The following is a 21,513-nucleotide window of genomic DNA, read 5'->3' on the forward strand; positions in this document are numbered from 1 at the left end:
TACAATTGACAAAGAATCTCAGGGCGGCAGGTGGAATCATTTGAACAAAACATATCAAGTGCGGATCGTGTTATCTGTTCTTGCATTTATTTTAATTTTAAGCTGGGATTTCTTTTATTATCTAGGTGGCTATCAAATTAATTGGCCGCTCGATCTAGCCTTTACAGTCCTTGTTCTAACAGGAATCTGGGTTGTCTCAGGCTATGTAGACCGCTTAAATCTACTTGTGTCAGACTTAAATACGAGAGAGAAAGAAGCACACGAACTGACAGAGCGGCTGAATCGAATCACAGATAACTTGCAAGAAATCGTCTTTGAAACAAACGAAAAAGGTGAAATTATTTTCTTAAATCAAGCATGGACACAAATGACGGGCTATGACATCGATGAATGTCTAGGCACCATGTACAATCAGTACTTTGATCAAGAGGAACGCGTGGTCCAGCATTTATTGTCTGTGATCAAGGAACATAAGGATGCGGGGCGTGTAGAACTGCAGCTTCTCCATAAAGAGGGAAAGAAGGTATGGGGAGACGTTCATTACAAGCTCTATTTTGATGAGCATCACCAGTTTACCGGAGGAATTGGAACGGTAGCTGATATTACGAAACAAAAGCAGGCAAAGCTTGAGCTTGAAAGATCCAATCAGCAATTGCAAATGCAGGCGCAAAAGCTGGCCGTCGCTGGACAAATAGCCGCTGGAATCGCCCATGAAGTCAGAAATCCACTGACATCAGTAAATGGTTTTTTGCAGCTGATGAAGACTCAATATCCTGAAAGAACCGATTATTTTGACATTATCTTTTCTGAAATTAAACGGATTGATTTTGTTTTAAGTGAGCTGCTTGTATTGGCTAAGCCTCAATCGGTCCATTTTCAAGAAGTCCAGCTTCATGAGCTTCTAGAACAAGTGATTACTTTATTAAAAACAAATGCCGTTCTTTCAAATATTGATCTCAAGCAGCCATTTAAAAGGCAGGATGCCGGCGCAATCCTAGCAGACGCTAACCAAATGAAGCAGCTGTTCATTAATTTAATCAAAAATGCGATTGAGGCAATGCCTGAAGGTGGCAGCATATACATATCTACAGAAAAAGTATTGAATGAATGGAAGATTACCATTCAAGATGAAGGAAAAGGGATGTCTGAAGAAGATATTCAAAAAATATATGATCCTTTCTTTTCCACGAAAAAAGAAGGGACAGGGCTTGGTCTGACCATCTGTGCGACAATTTTAAAAGATCATCACGGAAGGATGGACGTGTCAAGTGAGCTTGGAAAAGGCACAGCTTTTCATATTTATTTGCCTGTGTGTCAAAAAAGCAGACAGCAGCAAGTTGAGAGGACGTGAAGTCATGACGGTAAAAGCTTTATTTGTATATGGGACGCTATTGCAGCATGAAGAGCACCACGAAACGTACTTGAAGGAAAACAAACTATTAGCTAAATCCGCTTGGATGAGTGGAAGGATTTACGATACAGGTCAAGGATATCCAGCGTGTGTTCCTGCAGAAAAAGGCACTGTATTCGGGGAATTGTACGAGGTAACCGCTGACACGTTGAATAAGATAGATGTACTAGAGGAAGGGTATGACAAGCAGGAAATCAATATCATGACGGATCAAGGTCAGGTAGCAGCCGTGACATACACTTTGCCAGAGCAGAAGGCATCAGCGCTGAAAGAAATAAAAAGAGGGTGCTGGAAAGCTTATCAACTTTGGCAGCAGAAGCCATCAACCTTCTATTATTTTGCCTATGGTTCCTGCATGGATGATGCTAGGTTTAAGCTCGCAGAAGTCGATCATCACTTTAAACAAATCATCGGCGGTGGTGTACTAAATGGTTTTACTACGAGATTTACATTGGTGAGGCCAGATGGATCAAGAGCTGATATGGTAGAAGACGGCGGCGAAACAGAGGGTGTTTTATATGAAGTTCCTTTTGATGCCATTCGTTATTTGTATAAACGAGAAGGAGTATATGAAGGTACATATCGTCCAGCATTTGTCGATGTCAAAATAGGTGATCAAATTTATGAGGACTGTTTAACCTTTCTTGTGCTTCAAAAAAGCGAAGAAATCGCTCCGCCAGCTCATTATCGCAGTGAAATCGAAAAAGGAGCAGACCTTTACTTAAGTGAAGCGTTCCGCAAAAAAATTCGTTCACATATGGATTCATTAATCAAACCGTAGTAAAATGCATGGTAAGTGAGATAAAAGGAGTCTGAACATGAAAAAGGAATATGCAGTCATTGGTCTTGGACGCTTTGGTGGAAGTATTTGCAAGGCGCTGAGCGAAGAAGGACTTGAAGTCATGGCAATGGATATGAATGAAGATCGAGTAAACGAGTACGCGAAAATCGCCTCACATGCGGTGATTGGTGATTCGACGGACGAAAACGTTTTAAAAAATCTTGGTATTCGCAATTTTGATCATGTCATCGTTGCAATTGGCGAAAACATTCAGGCAAGTATTTTAACAACGATTATGCTGAAAGAGCTTGGCGTCAAAATGGTCACTGTGAAAGCGCAAAATGATTACCATGAAAAGGTGCTCAACAAAATTGGAGCGGATCGCGTCGTTCATCCAGAGCGAGATATGGGGAGACGGATTGCACATAAAATCATTTCAAATAACGTGCTTGATTACCTTGAGCTGTCAGATGAGTACAGCCTGATTGAGATTGTTGCAAACAACAGGCTTGCAGGGCATTCTCTTTTAGATCTTGATATTAGGGCAAGATACGGTATCAATATTGTTGCGATTAAGCGCGGAAAGGAAGTCATTGTTTCCCCGCTGGCTGATGAAATGATTCAAAAAGAAGATATCCTCATTGTCATTGGGGCAGTAGCCGATATAGGACGCTTTGAAAAACGAGAAATGCAGAACGATTATTAAACACTCCGATGACGGGGTGTTTTTTTATATGAATGTGTTCATGACAGGTGGACATTGAGATGGAAATAGACACTGAAAAGGGCTGCGTTGTTCTGTATAACCGCAAAAATAAGCCTTGATATTTTTCATGCAATTATCACTATTCAGAAATAAAAATCAGTGTTTTGATATGGTTGATTTTCTCTAAATGTCATTGACTGGGGAAACAGATTCGTTTACGATAAGAAACATTATATTGTTTACTTGGAGGAGGCAGTGTCGTTGGATAAGGAGCTTTTCAGACATCAAATTGAGGTAGCAGCAAAGAGAAAAAAAGCAGCCCTCGTGATTAAACATGCGAAAGTCATGGATGTGTTTAACCAGGAATGGATAGACGCAGATGTCGCTGTTGAAAATGGACAAATCGTTGGGATAGGAGAGTACGAGGGAGAACGGGAGCTAGATGCATCAGGTCAAATGCTTGTGCCTGGTTTTATTGATGGCCACGTTCATATCGAGTCTTCTATGGTGACCCCTGCTGAATTCTCCAAAGCTGTCGTTCCTCACGGCGTGACAACTGTCGTAACAGATCCGCATGAAATCGCCAATGTGTCAGGTATAACAGGCATCCGTTTTATGCTGGAAGAAGCGAGGAAAGCTGCCTTACATATTTATTTCATGCTGCCATCTTGTGTACCGGCAGTCAGTTTTGAACGATCAGGTGCTACGTTAAAAGCGCAAGATTTAAAGCCTCTTTATCAAGAAAAGGAAGTGCTTGGTCTTGCTGAGGTGATGGACTATGTTGGTGTGGAGCAGGCAGAAGAAGATATGCTTCAAAAGCTGCTTGATGCTCAAAACGAGAATAAACTGATTGATGGCCATCTAGCAGGCTTAACAGATCGATTAATCAACGTCTACCGGACAGCGAGTGTCCAAACAGACCATGAGGTGACAACAGCACAGGAAGCCCTTGAGCGTGTGAAAAGAGGCATGTATGTGATGCTGAGAGAAGGATCTGTTGCCAAAAACGTGAAAAATGTTTTACCCGCAGTGAATGAGAAGAATGCGAGACGCTTTTTCTTTTGTACAGATGATAAACATTTGGATGATTTAATGGCACAGGGAAGTATTGACGAGCAAGTACGGATGTCCATAAAAGAAGGCTTAGATCCATTTTTAGCCTATCAAATGGGAAGCTTAAATGCCGCAGAGTGTTTTGGTCTTAAAACAAAGGGAGCCATTGCACCAGGCTATGATGCTGATTTTATGCTTGTCTCAGACTTTCATCATGTAGACATTACAAGTGTATTTATCGCAGGTCGATTGGTTGCACAGAACGGAGAGTATAAGCCGAGTGTCGAAAAGATCGCACCGAGCCCAGCATTATTACAATCTGTTCATGCCGTAGATGTTCAAAAGGAAGACATTGCACTACCTATCACAAGCGATCAACCTATGAATGTCATCCGTATTATTCCGAATCAGCTTGAAACAAAGTTAGAACAAGTCTCTCCTTCAGAAATGAACGGACAATTTACAAGTGATACAGGCAGAGATGTATTGAAAATGGTGCTTGTTGAACGTCATCAAGGTTTATCTGAAATGGGCGTAGGGATTGTCAGCGGCTTCGGCATCAAACAGGGCGCCATTGCAACAACAGTTGCACATGATTCACATAACTTAATTGCAGTTGGTACAAATGATGCTGATATCATCAAAGCGATTGAGGCGTTAAAAGAAGCAGGCGGCGGTTTGACTGTTGTGAAAGAAGGGCAGTCACTTCATACGCTGCCATTACCAATCTCTGGTTTGTTGTCAGATCAGCCGGCACATCTCGTCAATGAAAGCCTTCATACACTTCATGAAGCGCTAAAAGAAACTGGTTTTTCCTTAGACTTTAATCCGTTTTTGACGCTGTCCTTCTTGGCACTTCCAGTCATTCCTGATGTGAAAATGACGACAAAGGGCTTGTTTGATGTCAGAAGCTTTCAGCACCTCCCAATTCAATCATAAAAAGTGAGAAACCGTATGTGTACGATGTATATATGCGGCTTTTTTTAATACTTGATGAAAAAAAGAGACACAGCCAGTCGGCTTGTGTCTCTTTTTTGATTACACTTCCATAATAATCGGTAAGATCATTGGGCGGCGTCTTGTTTTTTCGTAAAGGAAAGGAGCAAGTGTGTCCGTAATTTCGTTCTTAATTTCAGACCACTGAGTTGTCTTACGTTCCATTACTTTTTCAAGATGCTTTGAAATGAGATCTTGTGCGTCGTTAATGAGGTCGCCAGATTCTCTCATGTAGACAAAGCCTCTTGAGATGAGATCAGGACCAGCAGAGATTTTGAATTCTTTCATGTCCATGCTGACGACTACAATGACAAGACCTTCTTCTGAAAGAATGCGGCGGTCTCTTAAGACGATATTCCCGATATCGCCAATTCCGCTTCCGTCGATATATACGTTACCTGAAGGAATTTTGCCAGCGACACTTGCTTCGTCACCTTTTAGTGCAAGAACTTCACCATTATCCATGATAAAGCAGTTTTCCTCAGGAATTCCGCAATCATTCGCCAGTTTAATATGCGTTTTTTGCATGCGGTATTCACCGTGAATCGGCATAAAGAATTTTGGTTTAATTAAACGGAGCATCAGCTTTTGTTCTTCTTGTCCGCCGTGACCAGATGTATGAATATTATTAAGTGAGCCATGAATGACCTCAGCGCCAGCACGGTACAGCTGGTTAATGGTGCGGCTTACACTAATATTGTTACCCGGAATCGGTGAAGATGAGAAGACAACAGTGTCTCCAGGATTAATCGAAATCTGGCGGTGAGTGCCGTTTGCAATACGAGAAAGAGCAGCCATCGGCTCACCTTGGCTCCCAGTACAAAGAATCGTCACTTTGTTTGCTGGTAGACGGTTGATTTCATTATGTTCAATGAACGTGTTTTTTGGACATTTAATGTACCCAAGATCTTGTCCAATATCAATGGCAGATTCCATACTGCGTCCAAACACCGCAACTTTTCGGCCATTGGCAACAGCGGACTCGATCACTTGCTGAAGTCTGTGAATGTTTGAAGCAAACGTAGCAAAGATGATACGGCCGTCGACTTTTCTAAAGATGTCATCAATGCTTTCACCTACGCGTCTTTCAGACATCGTAAATTCTGGAATTTCACTGTTTGTACTATCGGATAAAAGACATAGAACGCCTTCTTTCCCGATTTCAGCCATTTTTGTTAAGTTGGCAGGCTCGCCAACAGGCGTAAAGTCAAACTTGAAATCACCTGTATGTACGATGTTACCAGGAGGTGTCTTCACGACAATTCCATAAGAATCTGGAATACTGTGTGTTGTTCTAAAGAAAGACACAGCTGTTTTTCTAAATTTAATGGTATCTTCTTCTTCAAAAATGTGAAGTTTTGTCTGTCTCAAGAGACCATGCTCTTCCAATTTATTACGAAGTAGGCCGATTGCGAGTTTGCCGCCGTAAACTGGAATATTCACTTGCTTGAGAAGGTAAGGGATACCGCCGATGTGGTCTTCATGTCCGTGAGTGATGAAAAGACCTTTGATTTTATCTTCGTTTTTAACTAAGTACGTATAGTCAGGGATGACGTAGTCAATTCCAAGAAGCTCATCTTCAGGGAACTTAATACCAGCATCAATTAAAATGATTTCATCTTGAAATTGAACGCCATACGTGTTTTTACCGATCTCGCCTAAACCGCCGAGCGCAAAAACTGCCGCCTGATCGTTTTTTACAAATTTCATTCCTCTCATAGCTCCAATACTTTAAAATTTTCACTTTCTCGTTCATAGTCTAAAAAAGCACCGTCTACAGGCTGAATGAATTCAATGTTGTAGCTATGTTTTTTCAACTTATCGCGTACGTCTCTTTCAGAAACTGCTTCAACGTATAGTGAATCTGTGTGTTCTCTTACAGGTACCTCAGTAGTAGTTGCCTGAAAAAATACCTTATATATCATCCAAATCTCTCCTTAAATACCGTATGTTACACTCGCTATTTCTATTATATTAAAAAAACGCGCATAAGAAAAGTCTCTGAGAAAAAAGGACCCTCAGCAAATGTGCGGAAGATCCTTTTAAGCGATCGATTTTTTACGAAGCATGTCCTTCCATTGTCTTCTAATTTTCTTGCGCAGACGACGAAGCATCGCAGGTCGCCTCCTTTCGAATTGAAGTGAGATTAGACCTTGTATTCCGTTCTCTCTTTATACTTGTATTATATGACGTTTCCAATGAATGTTACATGGTTATATGTGGGAAATGGGCGTTTTCATCGGAAGTGGTTTCGAAAGCAGAAATCTTTCTGTATGATGAAAGGGAGAGGGTATACATAACAAGAGACAGGAGACGGGATATGAATAAAAAAGTCATCTTCTTTGATATCGACGGTACTTTATATGATCATGATAAAAAAATACCTGAATCAACGAAGAGAGCAGTTCGTTTATTAAAAGAAAAAGGCCATCACCTCTTCATTGCATCTGGGCGTTCACCTTTTTTAATTAAGCCTATTTTAGGGGAATTAGGGCTTGACTCCTTTATTGCTTATAACGGTCAGTATGTCATGTATGAGGGAGAAGTCATTTACGGCAATCCGCTTAAACTGGAGCTGATGGAGAAAATTTATGAAACGGCAGATCGTCATGATCATCCGCTTGTTTTCATGGGGGAAAAAGCGATGAAGGCTTCTGTGCCAAATCATCCGTTTATCCATGAGGGGATTGGGACTTTAAAAACAGAGCATCCTGAACATGATTTGTCTTACTTTAAAGAAAACGAGATTTTTCAAATGCTGTTATTCTGTAAGGCAGAAGAGGAAGTCCAATACGAGGCGTTCCGCGAAGAAATTGATCTTGTCAGGTGGCACGAGTTGTCAACAGATGTCTTGCCAAAGGGCGGTTCGAAAGCTGAAGGCATTAAACGAGTTATCGAAAGACTGCCTTACGAGCAAAAGGATACCGTTGCCTTTGGAGACGGTCTGAACGATCGAGAGATGATTTCGTTTGCTGGTACAGGTGTCGCCATGGGAAATGCTGTGAATGAACTAAAAGATTTGGCTGATTTTGTGACAAAGCCAGTAGATGAAGACGGCATTTTCTATGCAGTGACCCATCTTGGCTTGATTGAAGAATAAAAAAAAGAAGACCCTGAGGTTATTGGGTCTTCTTTTTAATTTATGATCTGCCGATCGCAACAGAGTTGTCTGGCTCAGCGAATGGCTGATCCTTTTGAATATGATCATAAAACATAATGCCGTTTAAATGGTCGATTTCATGCTGAAATACAATGGCTGGAAACCCTTTTAGGCGAATATCAATGTCTTCTCCTTCAAGCGTTGTGGCCTTCACCCTGATCTTTTGATATCGCGGGACAAATCCAGGAATGGCTTCATCAACAGATAAGCAGCCTTCACCTGTCGTTAAATAAGCTCTTTTGACGGAATGACTGACAATGCGCGGGTTGAAAAGGGCATAGCTGTATTCCTCTCCATCTTCATCCTCACAGTGAACAGCGATCATTCGCTTACTGACATTAATTTGCGGAGCCGCGAGTCCAACGCCAGGTCTGAGTCCATACTTTTCAGCCAAGTCAGCATCTTGACTATTTTTGACGAATTCAATCATGTCAGCTAATTGCTGTTTTTCCTCTTCTGTCGGCGGGAGCTCGACCGCTTCAGCTGTTTGTCTTAAGACGGGATGTCCGTCCCGTACGATATCTTCCATGGTAATCACAAATCTTCACTCCTATTTCCTTTGTATGTAAAGTATATAAAATGTTACACAACATATGCAATGAAATAAAGAAGACCGGTCTATGAGACCGGTCAGAGGCTTAAACAGCCATTAGCAACAGCCACCGCCGCCTAAGAATGCTGCGCCAACGATGATTAATAGGATGAAAAGGACAACGATTAAAGCGAATGTGCGTCCTCCACCGTATCCGTAACCACCGCCATAACTTGGGTAACAACAGCCACCACCATATCCGCCACCGTATCCATACCCGTAACCGCCGTATCCACCATACATACTTCCATGACTATAATTAGACATACTTTTGACCTCCTTTGGAAATACACTCGGCCTCTCATAAGTGAAGGCGAAGCGTGTAATATAAACTATGTATGAATGCACTATTTGTATAGTCATGCGCCTATCACTTGAAAAAAATCTTCTTCTGCTCATCATAATGACCTCTTTCCTTGTCACAAACGCCTATAAAAATTATAGTTGTATGTGGAGATATAAAGGGGGAACCTTGTGATGAAACAAATAAGAAGAAGCATGAAAGCAGGTGCTGCTTTAGCGGGGATATGTACCCTTTTGCTGACGGGATGCGGAGGTCAAAGTTCATTTCATGACATGCAAGATGCGATGACGAAAATGAGCGAAAAAGAGGCGTCTTTTGAAAAAGAGCAAGGCACACTGCAAAGCTATGAGAAAAAAGAACAGCAGCTCTATATAAAAATGATTCAAACCACAAAGGATCACACAAAAACAGTGTCAAGCCTTTCTGATCAGGCGTTAGCATCTGCAGCGAAACGAGAAGAACATTTGAAAACAGAAAAAGACAGTATGGATGAATCGAAAAAAGAATTGAAAACGGTCAAAGAATCTGCGGGACGTATACAAGATACGGATTTAAAAGAAAAAGCAGATGAAACGGTCAAATCGCTCGAGAAAAGATATGCGTCGTATGACCAGCTTTACAAGGAATATCAAAAGGCGCTGAAACAAGATCAGCATTTGTATCAATCTTTAAAAAAGAAGGACTTAGGATATAAAGAGCTGAAATCCAAGTTGAAGACAGTGAACCGTTCTTATAGCAAAGTCAGAAAAGAAGGTAAAAAGTTCAATCAATATACAAAGCAATTGAATGAGCATAAACAGGCTTTGTCTGAAGCGGCAGATCAAGAGTCCAAAGAGAGCTGAAAAAACAGCTCTTTTTTTATTTTTCGACAAAAACAAACATTTTCTATTGTAGTACAGTAGTACACTCTATACTAGTACAGTTAGAGTTGTTTGTTAAACAGATTGATACAGCTCACCATAAAAAGTAAAGCGAATACATTTATTTAAATAAAGCCGTTAAATCAATTGACGGACTATTTTTCTTGTTGTAAACTAGTCCTTGTTAACAGAAGTTGTATTAGTTATTTGTGAACTATCGTTAATACAGTTAGAAGAACTCAAAAACGAGTGATCATTCAATGTTTCGACAACGATCCCAGTGGCTATTATATACAGGAGTCATATGCGTATTTTGGGTTATCCTATATCTGTATGTATAAATGGATTCACGACAAATTGACTGTTAAAAGAAAGGAAGAGGTGACTTTAGAATGGCTGCAAAAACAAAAAAAGCAATTGTTGATAGCAAAAAGCAATTTGATGCCATCAAAAAGCAGTTTGAAACGTTTCAAATTTTAAACGAAAAAGGCGAAGTCGTAAACGAAGCGGCAATGCCGGATCTCTCAGATGACCAATTAAAAGAATTAATGCGCCGTATGGTGTTTACACGAGTATTAGATCAACGTTCAATTTCATTGAACCGTCAAGGACGTCTTGGCTTCTATGCGCCAACAGCTGGACAAGAGGCTTCTCAGCTTGCAACTCACTTTGCACTTGAGAAAGAAGATTTCATTCTTCCAGGATATCGTGATGTACCACAATTAATCTGGCATGGCCTTCCATTAACAAAAGCGTTCTTGTTCTCTCGTGGACACTTTGTTGGTAACCAAATGCCTGAAGATGTGAATGCACTTTCACCACAAATCATTATCGGTGCACAAATCATTCAAGCTGCTGGTGTAGCTCTTGGTTTGAAAAAGCGCGGTAAAAATGCTGTTGCAATCACTTACACTGGTGATGGCGGAGCTTCACAAGGTGATTTCTACGAAGGTATTAACTTTGCAGGGGCTTACAAAGCGCCAGCGATTTTTGTTGTCCAAAACAACAGATATGCGATCTCTACTCCTGTTGAGAAGCAATCTGCTGCGCAAACAATTGCACAAAAAGCGGCTGCAGCTGGTATCGTAGGCGTACAAGTTGACGGTATGGATGCATTAGCTGTATATGCAGCAACTGCTGAAGCTCGTGAGCGTGCTGTTAATGGCGAAGGTCCAACATTAATCGAAACTCTTACATTCCGTTACGGCCCACATACAATGGCTGGTGACGATCCAACAAGATATCGTACAAAAGAAGATGAAAACGAGTGGGAGCAAAAAGATCCATTGGTACGCTACCGCAAATTCTTGGAAAACAAAGGCCTATGGTCTGAAGAAGAAGAGAATAAAGTCATCGAAGATGCAAAAGAACAAATCAAACAAGCGATCAAAGAAGCTGACGAACAGCCTAAGCAAAAAGTCACTGACTTGATTGAAAACATGTACGATGTAAAACCATTCAACTTAGTTGAACAGCTTGAAATTTACAAACAGAAGGAGTCGAAGTAAGCCATGGCGCAAATGACAATGATTCAAGCGATCACTGATGCGTTACGCACAGAACTGAAAAATGACGAAAACGTTCTCGTTTTCGGAGAAGACGTTGGTAAAAACGGCGGCGTATTCCGTGCGACTGAAGGATTGCAAAAAGAGTTTGGTGAGGATCGTGTATTCGATACACCACTTGCTGAATCTGGTATTGGCGGTCTTGCAATTGGCCTTGGACTACAAGAATTCCGCCCAGTAATGGAAATTCAATTCTTCGGATTCGTTTACGAAGTATTAGATTCTGTTTCTGGACAAATGGCTCGTATGCGTTACCGTTCTGGCGGACGCTGGCATTCTCCAGTGACAATCCGTTCTCCATTCGGTGGGGGAGTTCACACACCTGAGCTTCACGCTGACAGCTTAGAAGGTCTTATCGCACAACAGCCTGGTATCAAGGTGGTTATTCCTTCAACACCTTACGATGCAAAAGGACTATTAATTTCTGCAATCCGCGACAATGATCCGGTTGTATTCCTTGAGCATATGAAACTTTATCGCTCTTTCCGTCAGGAAGTTCCTGAAGAAGAGTACACAATTGAAATCGGTAAAGCTGACGTGAAACGTGAAGGTTCTGACCTTTCAATCATCACTTACGGTGCAATGGTTCACGAATCACTTAAAGCTGCTGAAGAGCTTGAAAAAGAAGGCGTTTCTGCTGAAGTAATCGACCTTCGTACAGTAAGCCCGCTTGATATTGAAACAATCATCGCTTCTGTTGAAAAAACAGGTCGTGCGATCGTTGTTCAAGAAGCACAAAAACAAGCTGGTATTGCTGCAAACGTAGTAGCTGAAATCAATGACAGAGCAATCCTTAGCCTAGAAGCACCAGTACTTCGTGTAGCTGCACCTGATACTGTATTTGCTTTCTCTCAAGCTGAGAGTGTATGGCTTCCAAACCATAAAGACGTGCTTGAAACAGCTAAGAAAGTTCTTGAATTTTAATTAAATGACTGAGGGGAAAAGAATTTATTTCTCTTCCCCTTTATCAATTACAAGACCGTGTAAACATACACAACAAGGATTCAACAAAATCTAGGAGGCGAAAAACAGTGGCATTTGAATTTAAACTTCCGGACATCGGAGAAGGTATCCACGAAGGTGAGATCGTTAAGTGGTTTGTAAAACCAAACGACGAAATTAATGAAGATGACGTTTTAGCAGAGGTACAAAACGATAAAGCAGTTGTAGAAATTCCTTCACCTGTTAAAGGAAAAGTATTAGAATTAAAAGTTGAAGAGGGAACAGTTGCAACTGTAGGACAAACAATCATTACGTTTGATGCACCTGGTTACGAAAATCTTCAATTTAAAGGCAGCGAAGAAGAAGGCGAAGCAAAAACTGAAGCTCAAGTACAAGGTACTGCTGAAGCTGGTAACGAGCCAGAGAAGAAAGAAGTGGCACAAGAAGAAGCGGCAGCAGCAACTGGTGCAGGCGCACAAGAGCAAGTAGATGCTGATCCAAACAAACGCGTTATCGCTATGCCATCTGTACGTAAATATGCTCGCGAAAAAGGCATTGAAATTTACAAAGTTGCAGGTTCTGGTAAAAACGGACGTGTGTTAAAAGAAGATATCGACAGCTTCGTTAATGGTGGTTCTGCAGCTCAAGAAGCAGCGCCTCAAGCAGCTGAAAGTGCGAAAGAAGAAGCAGCTCCTAAAGCGGCAGCAGCAGCTCCAGTTCTTGAAGGAGAATTCCCAGAAACTCGCGAGAAAATGAGCGGAATCCGCAAAGCGATCGCGAAAGCAATGGTGAACTCTAAGCATACAGCTCCTCACGTAACATTAATGGATGAAGTTGATGTAACGAACCTTGTTGCTCATCGTAAACAATTCAAACAAGTTGCAGCTGATCAAGGAATCAAGTTAACTTACTTGCCTTACGTTGTAAAAGCTCTTACTTCTGCTTTGAAAAAGTACCCAGTACTTAACACTTCTATCGATGATAAAACAGATGAAGTTGTTCAAAAGCATTACTACAACATCGGAATTGCAGCTGATACTGAAAAAGGCTTGCTCGTTCCAGTTGTGAAAAATGCAGATCGCAAAGCAATTTTCGAAGTGTCTAACGAAATCAACGAGCTTGCAACAAAAGCACGTGATGGTAAATTGGCTCCAGCTGAAATGAAAGGTGCATCTTGCACAATCACAAACATCGGTTCTGCTGGTGGACAATGGTTTACTCCAGTCATCAACCACCCAGAAGTAGCGATCCTTGGTATTGGCCGTATCGCTGAAAAAGCGGTTGTTCGTGATGGCGAAATCGTTGCAGCTCCAGTCTTAGCTCTTTCCCTAAGCTTTGACCACCGTATGATTGACGGAGCTACTGCGCAAAATGCCCTTAACCACATCAAGCGTTTATTGAATGATCCACAATTAATTTTAATGGAGGCGTAATGTCATGGTAGTAGGAGATTTCCCAATCGAAACAGATACTCTTGTCATCGGTGCAGGTCCTGGTGGATATGTAGCTGCTATTCGTGCTGCACAGCTTGGACAAAAAGTAACAATCGTTGAAAAAGGAACACTTGGCGGTGTATGTCTAAACGTTGGTTGTATTCCTTCAAAAGCATTAATCAATGCTGGCCATCGTTTTGAAAATGCTAAGCATTCTGAAGGCATGGGTATCAAAGCTGAAAACGTAACAGTTGATTTCACAAAAGTTCAAGAGTGGAAAGCTTCTGTTGTAAACAAATTAACAGGTGGAGTTCAAGGTCTTCTTAAAGGAAATAAAGTAGACATCGTTAAAGGTGAAGCTTATTTCGTAGACAGCAACTCTGTACGTGTAATGGATGAAAATTCAGCACAGACTTACACTTTCAAAAATGCAATTCTTGCAACTGGATCTCGTCCAATTGAATTGCCTACTTTTAAATACACAGACCGCGTGATCAACTCAACTGGTGCTTTAGCGCTTAAAGAAGTACCTAAGAAGTTAGTTGTTATCGGTGGTGGATATATCGGTACTGAGCTTGGTACTGCTTATGCAAACTTTGGAACAGAAGTTGTCATCCTTGAAGGTGGAGACGAAATCCTTCCAGGTTTCGAAAAGCAAATGAGCTCATTGGTTAAACGTAACCTGAAGAAAAAAGGAAACGTTGAAATCCATACAAACGCTCTTGCAAAAGGCGTTGAAGAAAAATCTGATGGTGTCACTGTTACGTTCGAAGTAAAAGGTGAAGAAAAAACAGTTGATGCTGATTACGTACTTGTTACTGTTGGTCGTCGTCCAAACACAGATGAGCTTGGTCTTGAGCAAGTTGGTGTTGAATTGACTGACCGCGGAGTTGTCAAAACAGACAAACAATGCCGTACAAGCGTTTCAAACATCTATGCAATTGGTGACATCGTTGATGGACCACCACTAGCACACAAAGCTTCTTACGAAGGTAAAATTGCAGCTGAAGCAATCGCTGGAGAGCCAGCTGAAATTGATTACCTTGGTATTCCTGCTGTTGTATTCTCTGAGCCAGAACTTGCAACAGTTGGATACACTGAAGCAGAAGCAAAAGAAGAAGGAATCGACATCGTTGCAGCGAAATTCCCATTCGCAGCAAACGGACGTGCACTTTCTCTTGACGCAACTGATGGCTTCATGAAGATGATCACTCGTAAAGAGGATGGTCTTGTGATTGGCGCACAAATCGCAGGTGTTGGCGCTTCTGATATGATTTCAGAGCTAAGCCTTGCAATCGAAGCTGGAGTGACTGCTGAAGATATCGCAATGACAATTCATGCTCACCCAACTTTAGGTGAAATTACAATGGAAACGGCTGAAGTAGCAATTGGAAGCCCAATCCATATCGTAAAATAATGAACTTATTAAAACCCTTTCCATCAAGGAGAGGGTTTTTTTGAGCGCTGCATGAGAAAAACCCCTCATTTCATGAGGGGCTTTTTCATATGGATTATATAAGTGCAAGGTGAGACCATTAATTTGTATTCACGCGGTCTAAAGCGTGGCATAAGGGCGATAAAATATCCTCTTTGCTGCTGACATTTCCTTCAACCTTCACTATGACTTTTTCATTATTTACAAGTAAAATAGCCGGCAATTCGTCTACTTCATTTTTCCAGCCTTTACGATCTTCTTTCACAATCATCTTTGACATTTCCTTCGGGTATTCATTCTTTAAATCGAGGACTGCATCATAATAAGGACTTTCTTTATCAAGATTTTCTGCATCTGTAAAAAAGAGAATTCTTGGTTTTTGAATATGACTGACTTGGTCTGTCTGATTCGGTATGATATACGCAAATGAGCATGAACTAAGTACAAAGAGCATGGGGAATATAATGAGAAGTGTCCTCATAAAATTCAATCTATTCACCTCAAAATCTTTTGGGGTTGTCCCAACATTTTTAGGAGCTGGTTACCTGTTAGTCACTCTAGTGTATCATGTCCTTTTTGACAATTTTCGATTGTTACTCAATTGTTACAGAATTGATATGAAGCAAAATACAATTGAAACGTTCCCTCAATATGATAAGAAAAGAGCACATATTCATAAAAAATAATTAAATGTGCCATACAATTAACCGTTGACAACTTAAATGTGACATCATATTATAGAAGTATGAAATAGATTAAACGCTTTCAAATCATGAATGAAGAAAAGGGGAATGTACGTGGGTACAATTATTTGTCAAGATTGCAATGAGACCATTGATCAATTTGAAAATGAAAAAGTGACAACACTATACGGAACGTGTGGTCACTGTCATTGCTGTGATGAAGCCTCTGAATAAATAAAAAAAGCATGCAGCTCCATTTGGGGCTGCATGTTTCTTTTTTATAAAATTGGTTTCTGTTCTTTAATGACACGGATCATTTCCAGCGTTGAATCTTCTGGTCCTTGGACAGGGAGCCCAATTTCAATGTTTTTAAAGATATAGGAGATATTTTCTTCTGTGATAATCTCTCCTGGTATAAAAATAGGTATGCCTGGCGGGTACACCATGACAAACTCTGCGATGATGCGGCCCGCTGCTTCTTTAAACGGAACCACTTCAGTTGTGGCATAAAAGGCATCACGCGGCGTCATGGCAAGCGATGGAATCTCAGGAAGCAGGACTTCAGTTACCGCTTGTGTGCCGCTCTCACTTTTAGAGGCTGCAGCAATGTCTTTCATAGCCATTATAAGCGTATCGATTGTTTCATCAGAATCACCAGGGGTCACAATACATAAAATGTTGTAAAGGTCAGAAAGCTCCACTTCAATCCGGTAGCTTTCTCTCAGCCATTTTTCCACATCATGGCCATTGAGACCAAGGTCTTTAATTGAAATAATTAATTTCGTTGGATCATAATCGTACGTAGAAGCTGAACCGAGTATTTCCTTACCAATACACGTAATGCCATCAATTTGATTCAAACGGTTTCTCGCTGATTCAGCTAATCGGATGGCTTCATCTGCAAGTGCCTTTCCTTCAGTGGCTAATCGCTTTCGAGCGACATCAAGTGACGCCAAGAGCAAATAAGAAGTAGAGGTTGTTGTCAGCATGCTCAAAATCGATTGCACGCGATCTTTTGAGATAAGCCCTTCCTTCATATTTAAAATAGAGCTCTGGGTCAGGGAACCGCCGAGTTTATGAACACTTGTTGCTGCCATGTCGGCACCTGCCTGCATGGCTGATAGCGGGAGCTTATCATGAAAATGAATATGCACGCCGTGTGCTTCATCAACAAGGACAGGCACATGAAATGAATGGGCAATGTCTACAATCGATTTTAAGTCTGCTGAAACGCCAAAATACGTCGGATTAATCACAAGCAGACCTTTTGCATCTGGATGCTCTGTGAGTGCTTTTTTCGCTGATTCTGGTGTAATGCCGTGAGAGATGCCAAGCTCTTTGTCTATTTCTGGATGAATAAAAACAGGAACTGCGCCAGAAAATACAATCGCGGACATAATCGATTTATGGACGTTACGCGGAACGATGATTTTATCTCCAGGTCCGCATACGGTCATCACCATTGTCATGATGGCACCGCTTGTTCCTTGAATACAGAAAAATGTATGGTCAGCACCGAAGGCTTCAGCAGCTAAATCTTGTGCTTCTTTTATCATTCCTCGAGGTGAGTGTAAATCATCAAGAGGTTCTATATTAATGAGATCAATGCTTAATGCATTGTCGCCAATGAATGCTCTAAATTCAGGGTCCATTCCAGCTCCTTTTTTATGGCCAGGAATGTGAAATTGAACTGGATTGGTTGCTGCGTGTTTTTTTAGTCCAGTATATAAGGGTGTATCATGTTGTGACAATTGCTTTCCCACCTTCGTCGAAATACCTGCTATTATTGTGCCAATAACGACAGATTTCATTGCATAAAACAAAAGAATTATATTATGAACTGATCGGAATGTAAAGCATAAAATCAATCGGTTTCTGATCGAACAGATGCTATAATAAAAGTTCAAATAAGAAATGAGTGTTAAAGTGAGGGACAAGTAAATGGAATATCAATATCCAATGGACGTCGACTGGACGACAGAGGAAAAGATTGCGGTTATTTCGTTTTTTCAAGCTGTTGAAAAAGCCTATGAAAAAGGAATAGCGAAGCAGGAGTTATTAAATACTTATAAACGCTTTAAAGAGATTGTGCCATCAAAATCAGAAGAAAAGACGCATTGTGCAGCGTTTGAAAAGGAAAGCGGGTATTCTCCTTATCGTGCAGTGAAAACGGCAAGAGAGGCAGAAGAGTCCGCCATGATACGTATGTAAGAAAAAACGAGCCTAGATGGGCTCGTTTTTTTTATACAGATTGTTTTTGTGTAAAGCGGTATAGATAAGTCACCGTGCGGAAGGCATCTTCGATTTTTGATAAGAATTCTTCATTATTCATTTGAACGACTTCTTCTCTAGGCAGCTGAATACCGCAAAGGAGCTCGGCTTTTTTCACTGTTTGGACACGTTCAAACAGCGTTTTCAGCTGTTCTGCATCGAGTTCGCTGTGACGCATGACATCTGGTTTCATATGATCTTTAGACCAAACAAAATCTTGCGGTATTTTCTTCTGAATGGTATCTAGTTCTTTTTCGAATAACTGACCATACTCGCCTTTCACAGGAGATTCATAAATAAGAGCAAACCATACAAAGACATGTGTTTTCCAAAGCCCAATTTGAAAATGAGGGAGTTTTTTATACCCACGCTTGCTGTTTGCAAAAGCAACCCACGTATCATTTGGCGGATTGACTGATCTTCTAGCATGCTTTGCGACGTGTACAAACATTTCGTCACCTGTAATAGAAGAAAGAAGTGGTGCAAAGTGTTCTCCAAGTGCTTCAAGCTTTGGACGGACTCTTTCTTTTAATACGGTCATTCGTTCATCTAAACCGTCAACTGTAAATGTCTCAAAATCTTCATCTCTAAAACGCATTTCACTCATAGTATGCCTCCTGTATTCTTTCGCTGATCATATTTTATCATAGCTTGGGTTAAGCTCAAAAAAAGATGCACCGTCAGATCAAAGATTGTAGAGGAAGTAGGGCAGCGTTTAAAAACAACGATTTTGTGGTACATAACAAATAGGTAAAGACACAATTTTCAGAATGTCGTTGCGGTTATGCGATCGCTTCATACGATATAAGCAAGAACCAATTCTCTTATCGATTGAATTTTTTATCAATGAAAACTGACAAGGAATGAATCATTCTCTGGAAGGGGCGTTGACCAAATGAAGCAAATCGTGAAGCAGGGGTATAGACAGGAGAAGAAGAATCGCATCGCTGTGTGGAGATTAGAGGTGGACTATGAGCTTTCTACGCTTCATGAAGCCATCGAGCAAAAAGATGACATCCAAATCGAACGCAGCAAACGAAAGCTTGAGCGCCTAAGAAAAGAATGGGAGCAGCTTAAAGGGTAAAACAAGGTGAGGTAAAAACGAACCAATTCATCGGTTCGTTTTTGTATGAAGCTGCTTTTTTCTTGCTTTTACGTACATAATATCAGTATGCTATTACAAATAGGTATTACATAGAAAAGAGGTTTACAGTCTGATGACAAACTGGGTGGAAATTGACCGTCTTGCAAAGCTTTGGGTAAAAGAAGCAGGAAGCCGTATTAAAGCGTCCATGCAGGAAGGTCTATCAATTGAAACAAAATCAAATCCAAATGATCTAGTCACAAATATCGATAAAGAAACTGAACGTTTTTTCATTGAAAAGATACAATCGACATTTTCAGATCATCATATTTTAGGTGAAGAGGGACAAGGGGAAGAAGTGACCTCACTGGATGGAGTCGTGTGGATCATTGATCCAATCGATGGCACAATGAACTTTGTCCATCAAAAACGCAACTTTGCCATTTCAATCGGGATATTTGAAAATGGCATTGGGAAAATCGGTCTCATTTATGACGTCATTCATGACGAGCTTTACCATGCGATCAAAGGAGAAGGGGCTTATATGAATGATACCCTGCTTCCTCCATTAAAAGATGTAGCGATTGAAAAAGCCATTGTTGGCATTAACCCGACCTGGGCGATCGAAAGCCCTTATTTTGATGCTAAACCGTTCGCCCGTCTTGTGCGTGATGTGAGAGGGACGAGAACGATTGGATCAGCTGCACTTGAGCTCGCTTATATCGCAAGCGGTAGAAGTGACGCATACGTCACGTTAAGGCTTGCACCGTGGGATTATGCAGCAGGCTGTGTGCTTCTGGATGAAGTAGGGGCAGTCTACTCAAATATACACGGAGAACGCCTAACGTTTCTAGACAAAAACAGTATCGTCGCCGGAAATCGATCCGTTTGTGAAAAAATCTTGCACGATTACATAAAAGGCAGTGAAAATAAAAAATAAACCAAATCACTTCATGAGAATGAAGTGATTTTTTGTGTTTAATGAAACTTTTTAATGAAGCACAACTGGCTATCGATATGAAAAGATAGTTGACCATTCTTTATTGGCTGAAATAAAAGACCCCCATCTGGGCGATCCAGATGGGGGTTTTCGTACTTAGCTTAATTTTTCTTTAGCAATTTGGATTGCATCATAGACTGATTTTAATTGCTCTTGGGGAATTTTCTTCAGCATTTGGTTGAAAACAAGTAATTCAGTAGAGCTGAATCCAATACCTTTTGCGATTTTTGAATCAATGACAACATTACCTTTTTTGTCTAAAACAAGTGCATCACCAGCAAGATCAGCAATTCTGATCACTGATTTAAACAGCTTTTCAAATTTAGCTGCTTCTTCTTTTGTAAGACCAAGTTCAACAGCTTTCTCTGCATCAAAAACCAATTTTCCTTTTTCGTTTTTAGTGACGCTCTCACTGAAAACGATTGTCAGAACAGCTGCGCGATCTAAGAATTTCTCAGCAGTCGCCGCTTCTTCTTCAGTTAGTCCGAGCTCAACAGCTTTTTTCACATCAAATGTGTAGTTGTTGTCTTCCTCAACAAATGAGTTGATGAGAATGTTGATGACACGCTCGTTTTTCTCCAATAATTCTTTAATGACTTGCTGCTGCTCAAAAGGAATCCCTTTGAAAGTTGCAGCACTTGCTTGCCCAGGAGCTACTGTTGTGAAAGTAAGAATAATAGCTAAAGCGAAAAATACAACAGAGCTGAGCGATTTGCTCAAAATCTTCTTCATGCTTCTTTTCTCTCCCTTTTTTGTTAAATTTTGTTGCAAGAACAGCATACCACGAGAAACTTTGTGGAAGAATAGGAAAATTGTAACTTTATGTTTGATTTTGGAGAACTATAAATGTTATTGTCGAAAAATGGAGAGGTTCAGATGGCTTACTTTTGCCAAGTCTAAATGATATGTTCTGTCTTATACACGACCTTTCATAGGTGGTTGGTCTTGTTTTTACCTAAAATAAAAGCCTTCTACATATAAAATGTAAAAGGCTTTTGAGAAATCTTATGATTGCACGTTTAATTTTCTTTTTAATGTAAATCCTGTACCCATGAAAATCATGGCAAACACAATACTTAGACAAATACCCAGCAAGTTTTTTTCTGCAAGAGTTACCCCAATAAACGCCATACTGACAACCGCAAGTAATGCACATAATAATAGAAGCCATTTGATTTGTTTCATTTGTCTCCATCCCTTTTTTTAGAGTTAATATAAGTTTACAGAAAAACGATCG

General features: G+C 40.7%; 23 protein-coding genes. 14 read left to right on the forward strand and 9 right to left on the reverse strand.

Annotated elements, in window-relative coordinates; genetic code table 11:
- Window positions 1-40 precede the first annotated feature (40 nt).
- The 4 genes from SB660_RS01175 (at window position 41) to ade (ending at window position 4,890) form a co-directional block, all read left to right on the forward strand.
- Window positions 41-1,351: an ATP-binding protein gene (locus SB660_RS01175; protein WP_180309068.1), complete on the forward strand. Its 1,311-nt coding sequence runs from the start codon at window positions 41-43 to the stop codon at window positions 1,349-1,351.
- 4 nt (window positions 1,352-1,355) lie between these two features.
- On the forward strand, window positions 1,356-2,192 hold the full coding sequence (locus SB660_RS01180; RefSeq protein WP_410581003.1) for a gamma-glutamylcyclotransferase family protein: 837 nt from the start codon (window positions 1,356-1,358) through the stop codon (window positions 2,190-2,192).
- Window positions 2,193-2,229: 37 nt separating this feature from the next.
- On the forward strand, window positions 2,230-2,898 hold the full coding sequence (locus tag SB660_RS01185; protein ID WP_012009816.1) for a potassium channel family protein: 669 nt from the start codon (window positions 2,230-2,232) through the stop codon (window positions 2,896-2,898).
- Window positions 2,899-3,159: 261 nt separating this feature from the next.
- Window positions 3,160-4,890: an adenine deaminase gene (ade, locus tag SB660_RS01190; protein ID WP_410581005.1), complete on the forward strand. Its 1,731-nt coding sequence runs from the start codon at window positions 3,160-3,162 to the stop codon at window positions 4,888-4,890.
- A 99-nt stretch (window positions 4,891-4,989) separates the two neighbouring features.
- On the opposite strand, the gene rnjA is transcribed toward ade, so the two are convergent.
- Together rnjA and SB660_RS01200 are read right to left on the reverse strand one after the other, a co-directional pair.
- Complete coding sequence (gene rnjA / locus SB660_RS01195; RefSeq protein ID WP_012009818.1) at window positions 4,990-6,657, reverse strand: ribonuclease J1; 1,668 nt, start codon at window positions 6,655-6,657, stop codon at window positions 4,990-4,992.
- Between the two features lie 5 nt (window positions 6,658-6,662).
- Window positions 6,663-6,872, reverse strand: a complete 210-nt coding sequence (locus SB660_RS01200; protein WP_058014087.1) for a DNA-dependent RNA polymerase subunit epsilon — start codon at window positions 6,870-6,872, stop codon at window positions 6,663-6,665.
- A gap of 395 nt (window positions 6,873-7,267) precedes the next feature.
- Here SB660_RS01200 and SB660_RS01205 point away from each other — a divergent pair, with 395 nt between their 5' ends.
- The gene (locus tag SB660_RS01205) at window positions 7,268-8,047 is read left to right on the forward strand and encodes a Cof-type HAD-IIB family hydrolase (protein ID WP_180309066.1); all 780 of its coding nucleotides are present in this window, start codon (window positions 7,268-7,270) and stop codon (window positions 8,045-8,047) included.
- A 40-nt stretch (window positions 8,048-8,087) separates the two neighbouring features.
- Here the strand turns inward: SB660_RS01205 and def are convergent, their stop codons facing one another.
- Together def and SB660_RS01215 are read right to left on the reverse strand one after the other, a co-directional pair.
- Window positions 8,088-8,645 (reverse strand): peptide deformylase, encoded by a 558-nt coding sequence (def, locus tag SB660_RS01210; RefSeq protein ID WP_044142028.1) that lies wholly within the window; start codon window positions 8,643-8,645, stop codon window positions 8,088-8,090.
- Window positions 8,646-8,756: 111 nt separating this feature from the next.
- A complete protein-coding gene (locus SB660_RS01215) occupies window positions 8,757-8,942 on the reverse strand; it encodes a YjcZ family sporulation protein (protein WP_151282361.1) in 186 nt (61 codons plus the stop codon).
- 234 nt (window positions 8,943-9,176) lie between these two features.
- On the opposite strand from SB660_RS01215, the gene SB660_RS01220 reads away from it, so the two are divergent.
- The 5 genes from SB660_RS01220 (at window position 9,177) to lpdA (ending at window position 15,220) form a co-directional block, all read left to right on the forward strand.
- Complete coding sequence (locus SB660_RS01220) at window positions 9,177-9,845, forward strand: YkyA family protein (protein WP_410581009.1); 669 nt, start codon at window positions 9,177-9,179, stop codon at window positions 9,843-9,845.
- 410 nt (window positions 9,846-10,255) lie between these two features.
- Window positions 10,256-11,371, forward strand: coding sequence for a pyruvate dehydrogenase (acetyl-transferring) E1 component subunit alpha (gene pdhA, locus SB660_RS01225; protein ID WP_007498599.1), 1,116 nt, complete (start codon window positions 10,256-10,258; stop codon window positions 11,369-11,371).
- A 3-nt stretch (window positions 11,372-11,374) separates the two neighbouring features.
- A complete protein-coding gene (gene pdhB / locus SB660_RS01230; protein WP_012009824.1) occupies window positions 11,375-12,352 on the forward strand; it encodes a pyruvate dehydrogenase complex E1 component subunit beta in 978 nt (325 codons plus the stop codon).
- Between the two features lie 107 nt (window positions 12,353-12,459).
- Window positions 12,460-13,803, forward strand: coding sequence for a dihydrolipoamide acetyltransferase family protein (locus SB660_RS01235; protein ID WP_061407668.1), 1,344 nt, complete (start codon window positions 12,460-12,462; stop codon window positions 13,801-13,803).
- Window positions 13,804-13,807: 4 nt separating this feature from the next.
- Window positions 13,808-15,220 (forward strand): dihydrolipoyl dehydrogenase, encoded by a 1,413-nt coding sequence (lpdA, locus tag SB660_RS01240; RefSeq protein ID WP_410581012.1) that lies wholly within the window; start codon window positions 13,808-13,810, stop codon window positions 15,218-15,220.
- A 118-nt stretch (window positions 15,221-15,338) separates the two neighbouring features.
- Here the strand turns inward: lpdA and SB660_RS01245 are convergent, their stop codons facing one another.
- Window positions 15,339-15,719, reverse strand: coding sequence for a hypothetical protein (locus SB660_RS01245; RefSeq protein WP_223250645.1), 381 nt, complete (start codon window positions 15,717-15,719; stop codon window positions 15,339-15,341).
- Window positions 15,720-16,035: 316 nt separating this feature from the next.
- On the opposite strand from SB660_RS01245, the gene SB660_RS01250 reads away from it, so the two are divergent.
- Window positions 16,036-16,155: a GapA-binding peptide SR1P gene (locus tag SB660_RS01250; RefSeq protein ID WP_003212464.1), complete on the forward strand. Its 120-nt coding sequence runs from the start codon at window positions 16,036-16,038 to the stop codon at window positions 16,153-16,155.
- 44 nt (window positions 16,156-16,199) lie between these two features.
- Here SB660_RS01250 and SB660_RS01255 read toward each other — a convergent pair whose 3' ends face one another.
- On the reverse strand, window positions 16,200-17,672 hold the full coding sequence (locus SB660_RS01255) for an aminotransferase class I/II-fold pyridoxal phosphate-dependent enzyme (protein WP_180309064.1): 1,473 nt from the start codon (window positions 17,670-17,672) through the stop codon (window positions 16,200-16,202).
- Between the two features lie 190 nt (window positions 17,673-17,862).
- Here SB660_RS01255 and SB660_RS01260 point away from each other — a divergent pair, with 190 nt between their 5' ends.
- Window positions 17,863-18,132, forward strand: a complete 270-nt coding sequence (locus SB660_RS01260; protein ID WP_061407673.1) for a UPF0223 family protein — start codon at window positions 17,863-17,865, stop codon at window positions 18,130-18,132.
- A gap of 31 nt (window positions 18,133-18,163) precedes the next feature.
- Here the strand turns inward: SB660_RS01260 and SB660_RS01265 are convergent, their stop codons facing one another.
- Window positions 18,164-18,799, reverse strand: a complete 636-nt coding sequence (locus SB660_RS01265) for a DUF1054 domain-containing protein (RefSeq protein ID WP_012009830.1) — start codon at window positions 18,797-18,799, stop codon at window positions 18,164-18,166.
- Between the two features lie 288 nt (window positions 18,800-19,087).
- Between SB660_RS01265 and SB660_RS01270 the strand changes: the two genes are divergently transcribed.
- Window positions 19,088-19,276: a hypothetical protein gene (locus SB660_RS01270; RefSeq protein WP_003211901.1), complete on the forward strand. Its 189-nt coding sequence runs from the start codon at window positions 19,088-19,090 to the stop codon at window positions 19,274-19,276.
- A gap of 133 nt (window positions 19,277-19,409) precedes the next feature.
- Window positions 19,410-20,216 (forward strand): inositol monophosphatase family protein, encoded by an 807-nt coding sequence (locus tag SB660_RS01275; protein WP_137054683.1) that lies wholly within the window; start codon window positions 19,410-19,412, stop codon window positions 20,214-20,216.
- Window positions 20,217-20,372: 156 nt separating this feature from the next.
- On the opposite strand, the gene SB660_RS01280 is transcribed toward SB660_RS01275, so the two are convergent.
- Together SB660_RS01280 and SB660_RS01285 are read right to left on the reverse strand one after the other, a co-directional pair.
- Entirely contained in the window at window positions 20,373-21,008 is a 636-nt protein-coding gene (locus tag SB660_RS01280) for a hypothetical protein (protein WP_410581016.1), read from the reverse strand.
- A 273-nt stretch (window positions 21,009-21,281) separates the two neighbouring features.
- Window positions 21,282-21,461 carry a DUF5325 family protein gene (locus SB660_RS01285; protein ID WP_410581017.1) on the reverse strand — a complete coding sequence of 60 codons (180 nt, stop codon included), beginning with the start codon at window positions 21,459-21,461 and terminating at the stop codon, window positions 21,282-21,284.
- Window positions 21,462-21,513 lie beyond the last annotated feature (52 nt).

The organism is Bacillus sp. SIMBA_005 (genome assembly GCF_046535585.1).
Taxonomy (GTDB): domain Bacteria; phylum Bacillota; class Bacilli; order Bacillales; family Bacillaceae; genus Bacillus; species Bacillus pumilus.

What these genes read in the sequence shown, in the direction of transcription:
- SB660_RS01180 (WP_410581003.1), top strand. Translation starts at nt 1,356, where the DNA reads ATGACGGTAAAAGCTTTATTTGTATATGGGACGCTATTGCAGCATGAA.
- SB660_RS01185 (WP_012009816.1), top strand. Translation starts at nt 2,230, where the DNA reads ATGAAAAAGGAATATGCAGTCATTGGTCTTGGACGCTTTGGTGGAAGT.
- rnjA (WP_012009818.1), bottom strand. Translation starts at nt 6,657, where the DNA reads ATGAAATTTGTAAAAAACGATCAGGCGGCAGTTTTTGCGCTCGGCGGT.
- SB660_RS01200 (WP_058014087.1), bottom strand. Translation starts at nt 6,872, where the DNA reads ATGATATATAAGGTATTTTTTCAGGCAACTACTACTGAGGTACCTGTA.
- SB660_RS01205 (WP_180309066.1), top strand. Translation starts at nt 7,268, where the DNA reads ATGAATAAAAAAGTCATCTTCTTTGATATCGACGGTACTTTATATGAT.
- SB660_RS01215 (WP_151282361.1), bottom strand. Translation starts at nt 8,942, where the DNA reads ATGTATGGTGGATACGGCGGTTACGGGTATGGATACGGTGGCGGATAT.
- SB660_RS01220 (WP_410581009.1), top strand. Translation starts at nt 9,177, where the DNA reads ATGAAACAAATAAGAAGAAGCATGAAAGCAGGTGCTGCTTTAGCGGGG.
- pdhA (WP_007498599.1), top strand. Translation starts at nt 10,256, where the DNA reads ATGGCTGCAAAAACAAAAAAAGCAATTGTTGATAGCAAAAAGCAATTT.
- pdhB (WP_012009824.1), top strand. Translation starts at nt 11,375, where the DNA reads ATGGCGCAAATGACAATGATTCAAGCGATCACTGATGCGTTACGCACA.
- lpdA (WP_410581012.1), top strand. Translation starts at nt 13,808, where the DNA reads ATGGTAGTAGGAGATTTCCCAATCGAAACAGATACTCTTGTCATCGGT.
- SB660_RS01245 (WP_223250645.1), bottom strand. Translation starts at nt 15,719, where the DNA reads ATGAGGACACTTCTCATTATATTCCCCATGCTCTTTGTACTTAGTTCA.
- SB660_RS01260 (WP_061407673.1), top strand. Translation starts at nt 17,863, where the DNA reads ATGGAATATCAATATCCAATGGACGTCGACTGGACGACAGAGGAAAAG.
- SB660_RS01265 (WP_012009830.1), bottom strand. Translation starts at nt 18,799, where the DNA reads ATGAGTGAAATGCGTTTTAGAGATGAAGATTTTGAGACATTTACAGTT.
- SB660_RS01270 (WP_003211901.1), top strand. Translation starts at nt 19,088, where the DNA reads ATGAAGCAAATCGTGAAGCAGGGGTATAGACAGGAGAAGAAGAATCGC.
- SB660_RS01275 (WP_137054683.1), top strand. Translation starts at nt 19,410, where the DNA reads ATGACAAACTGGGTGGAAATTGACCGTCTTGCAAAGCTTTGGGTAAAA.
- SB660_RS01280 (WP_410581016.1), bottom strand. Translation starts at nt 21,008, where the DNA reads ATGAAGAAGATTTTGAGCAAATCGCTCAGCTCTGTTGTATTTTTCGCT.
- SB660_RS01285 (WP_410581017.1), bottom strand. Translation starts at nt 21,461, where the DNA reads ATGAAACAAATCAAATGGCTTCTATTATTATGTGCATTACTTGCGGTT.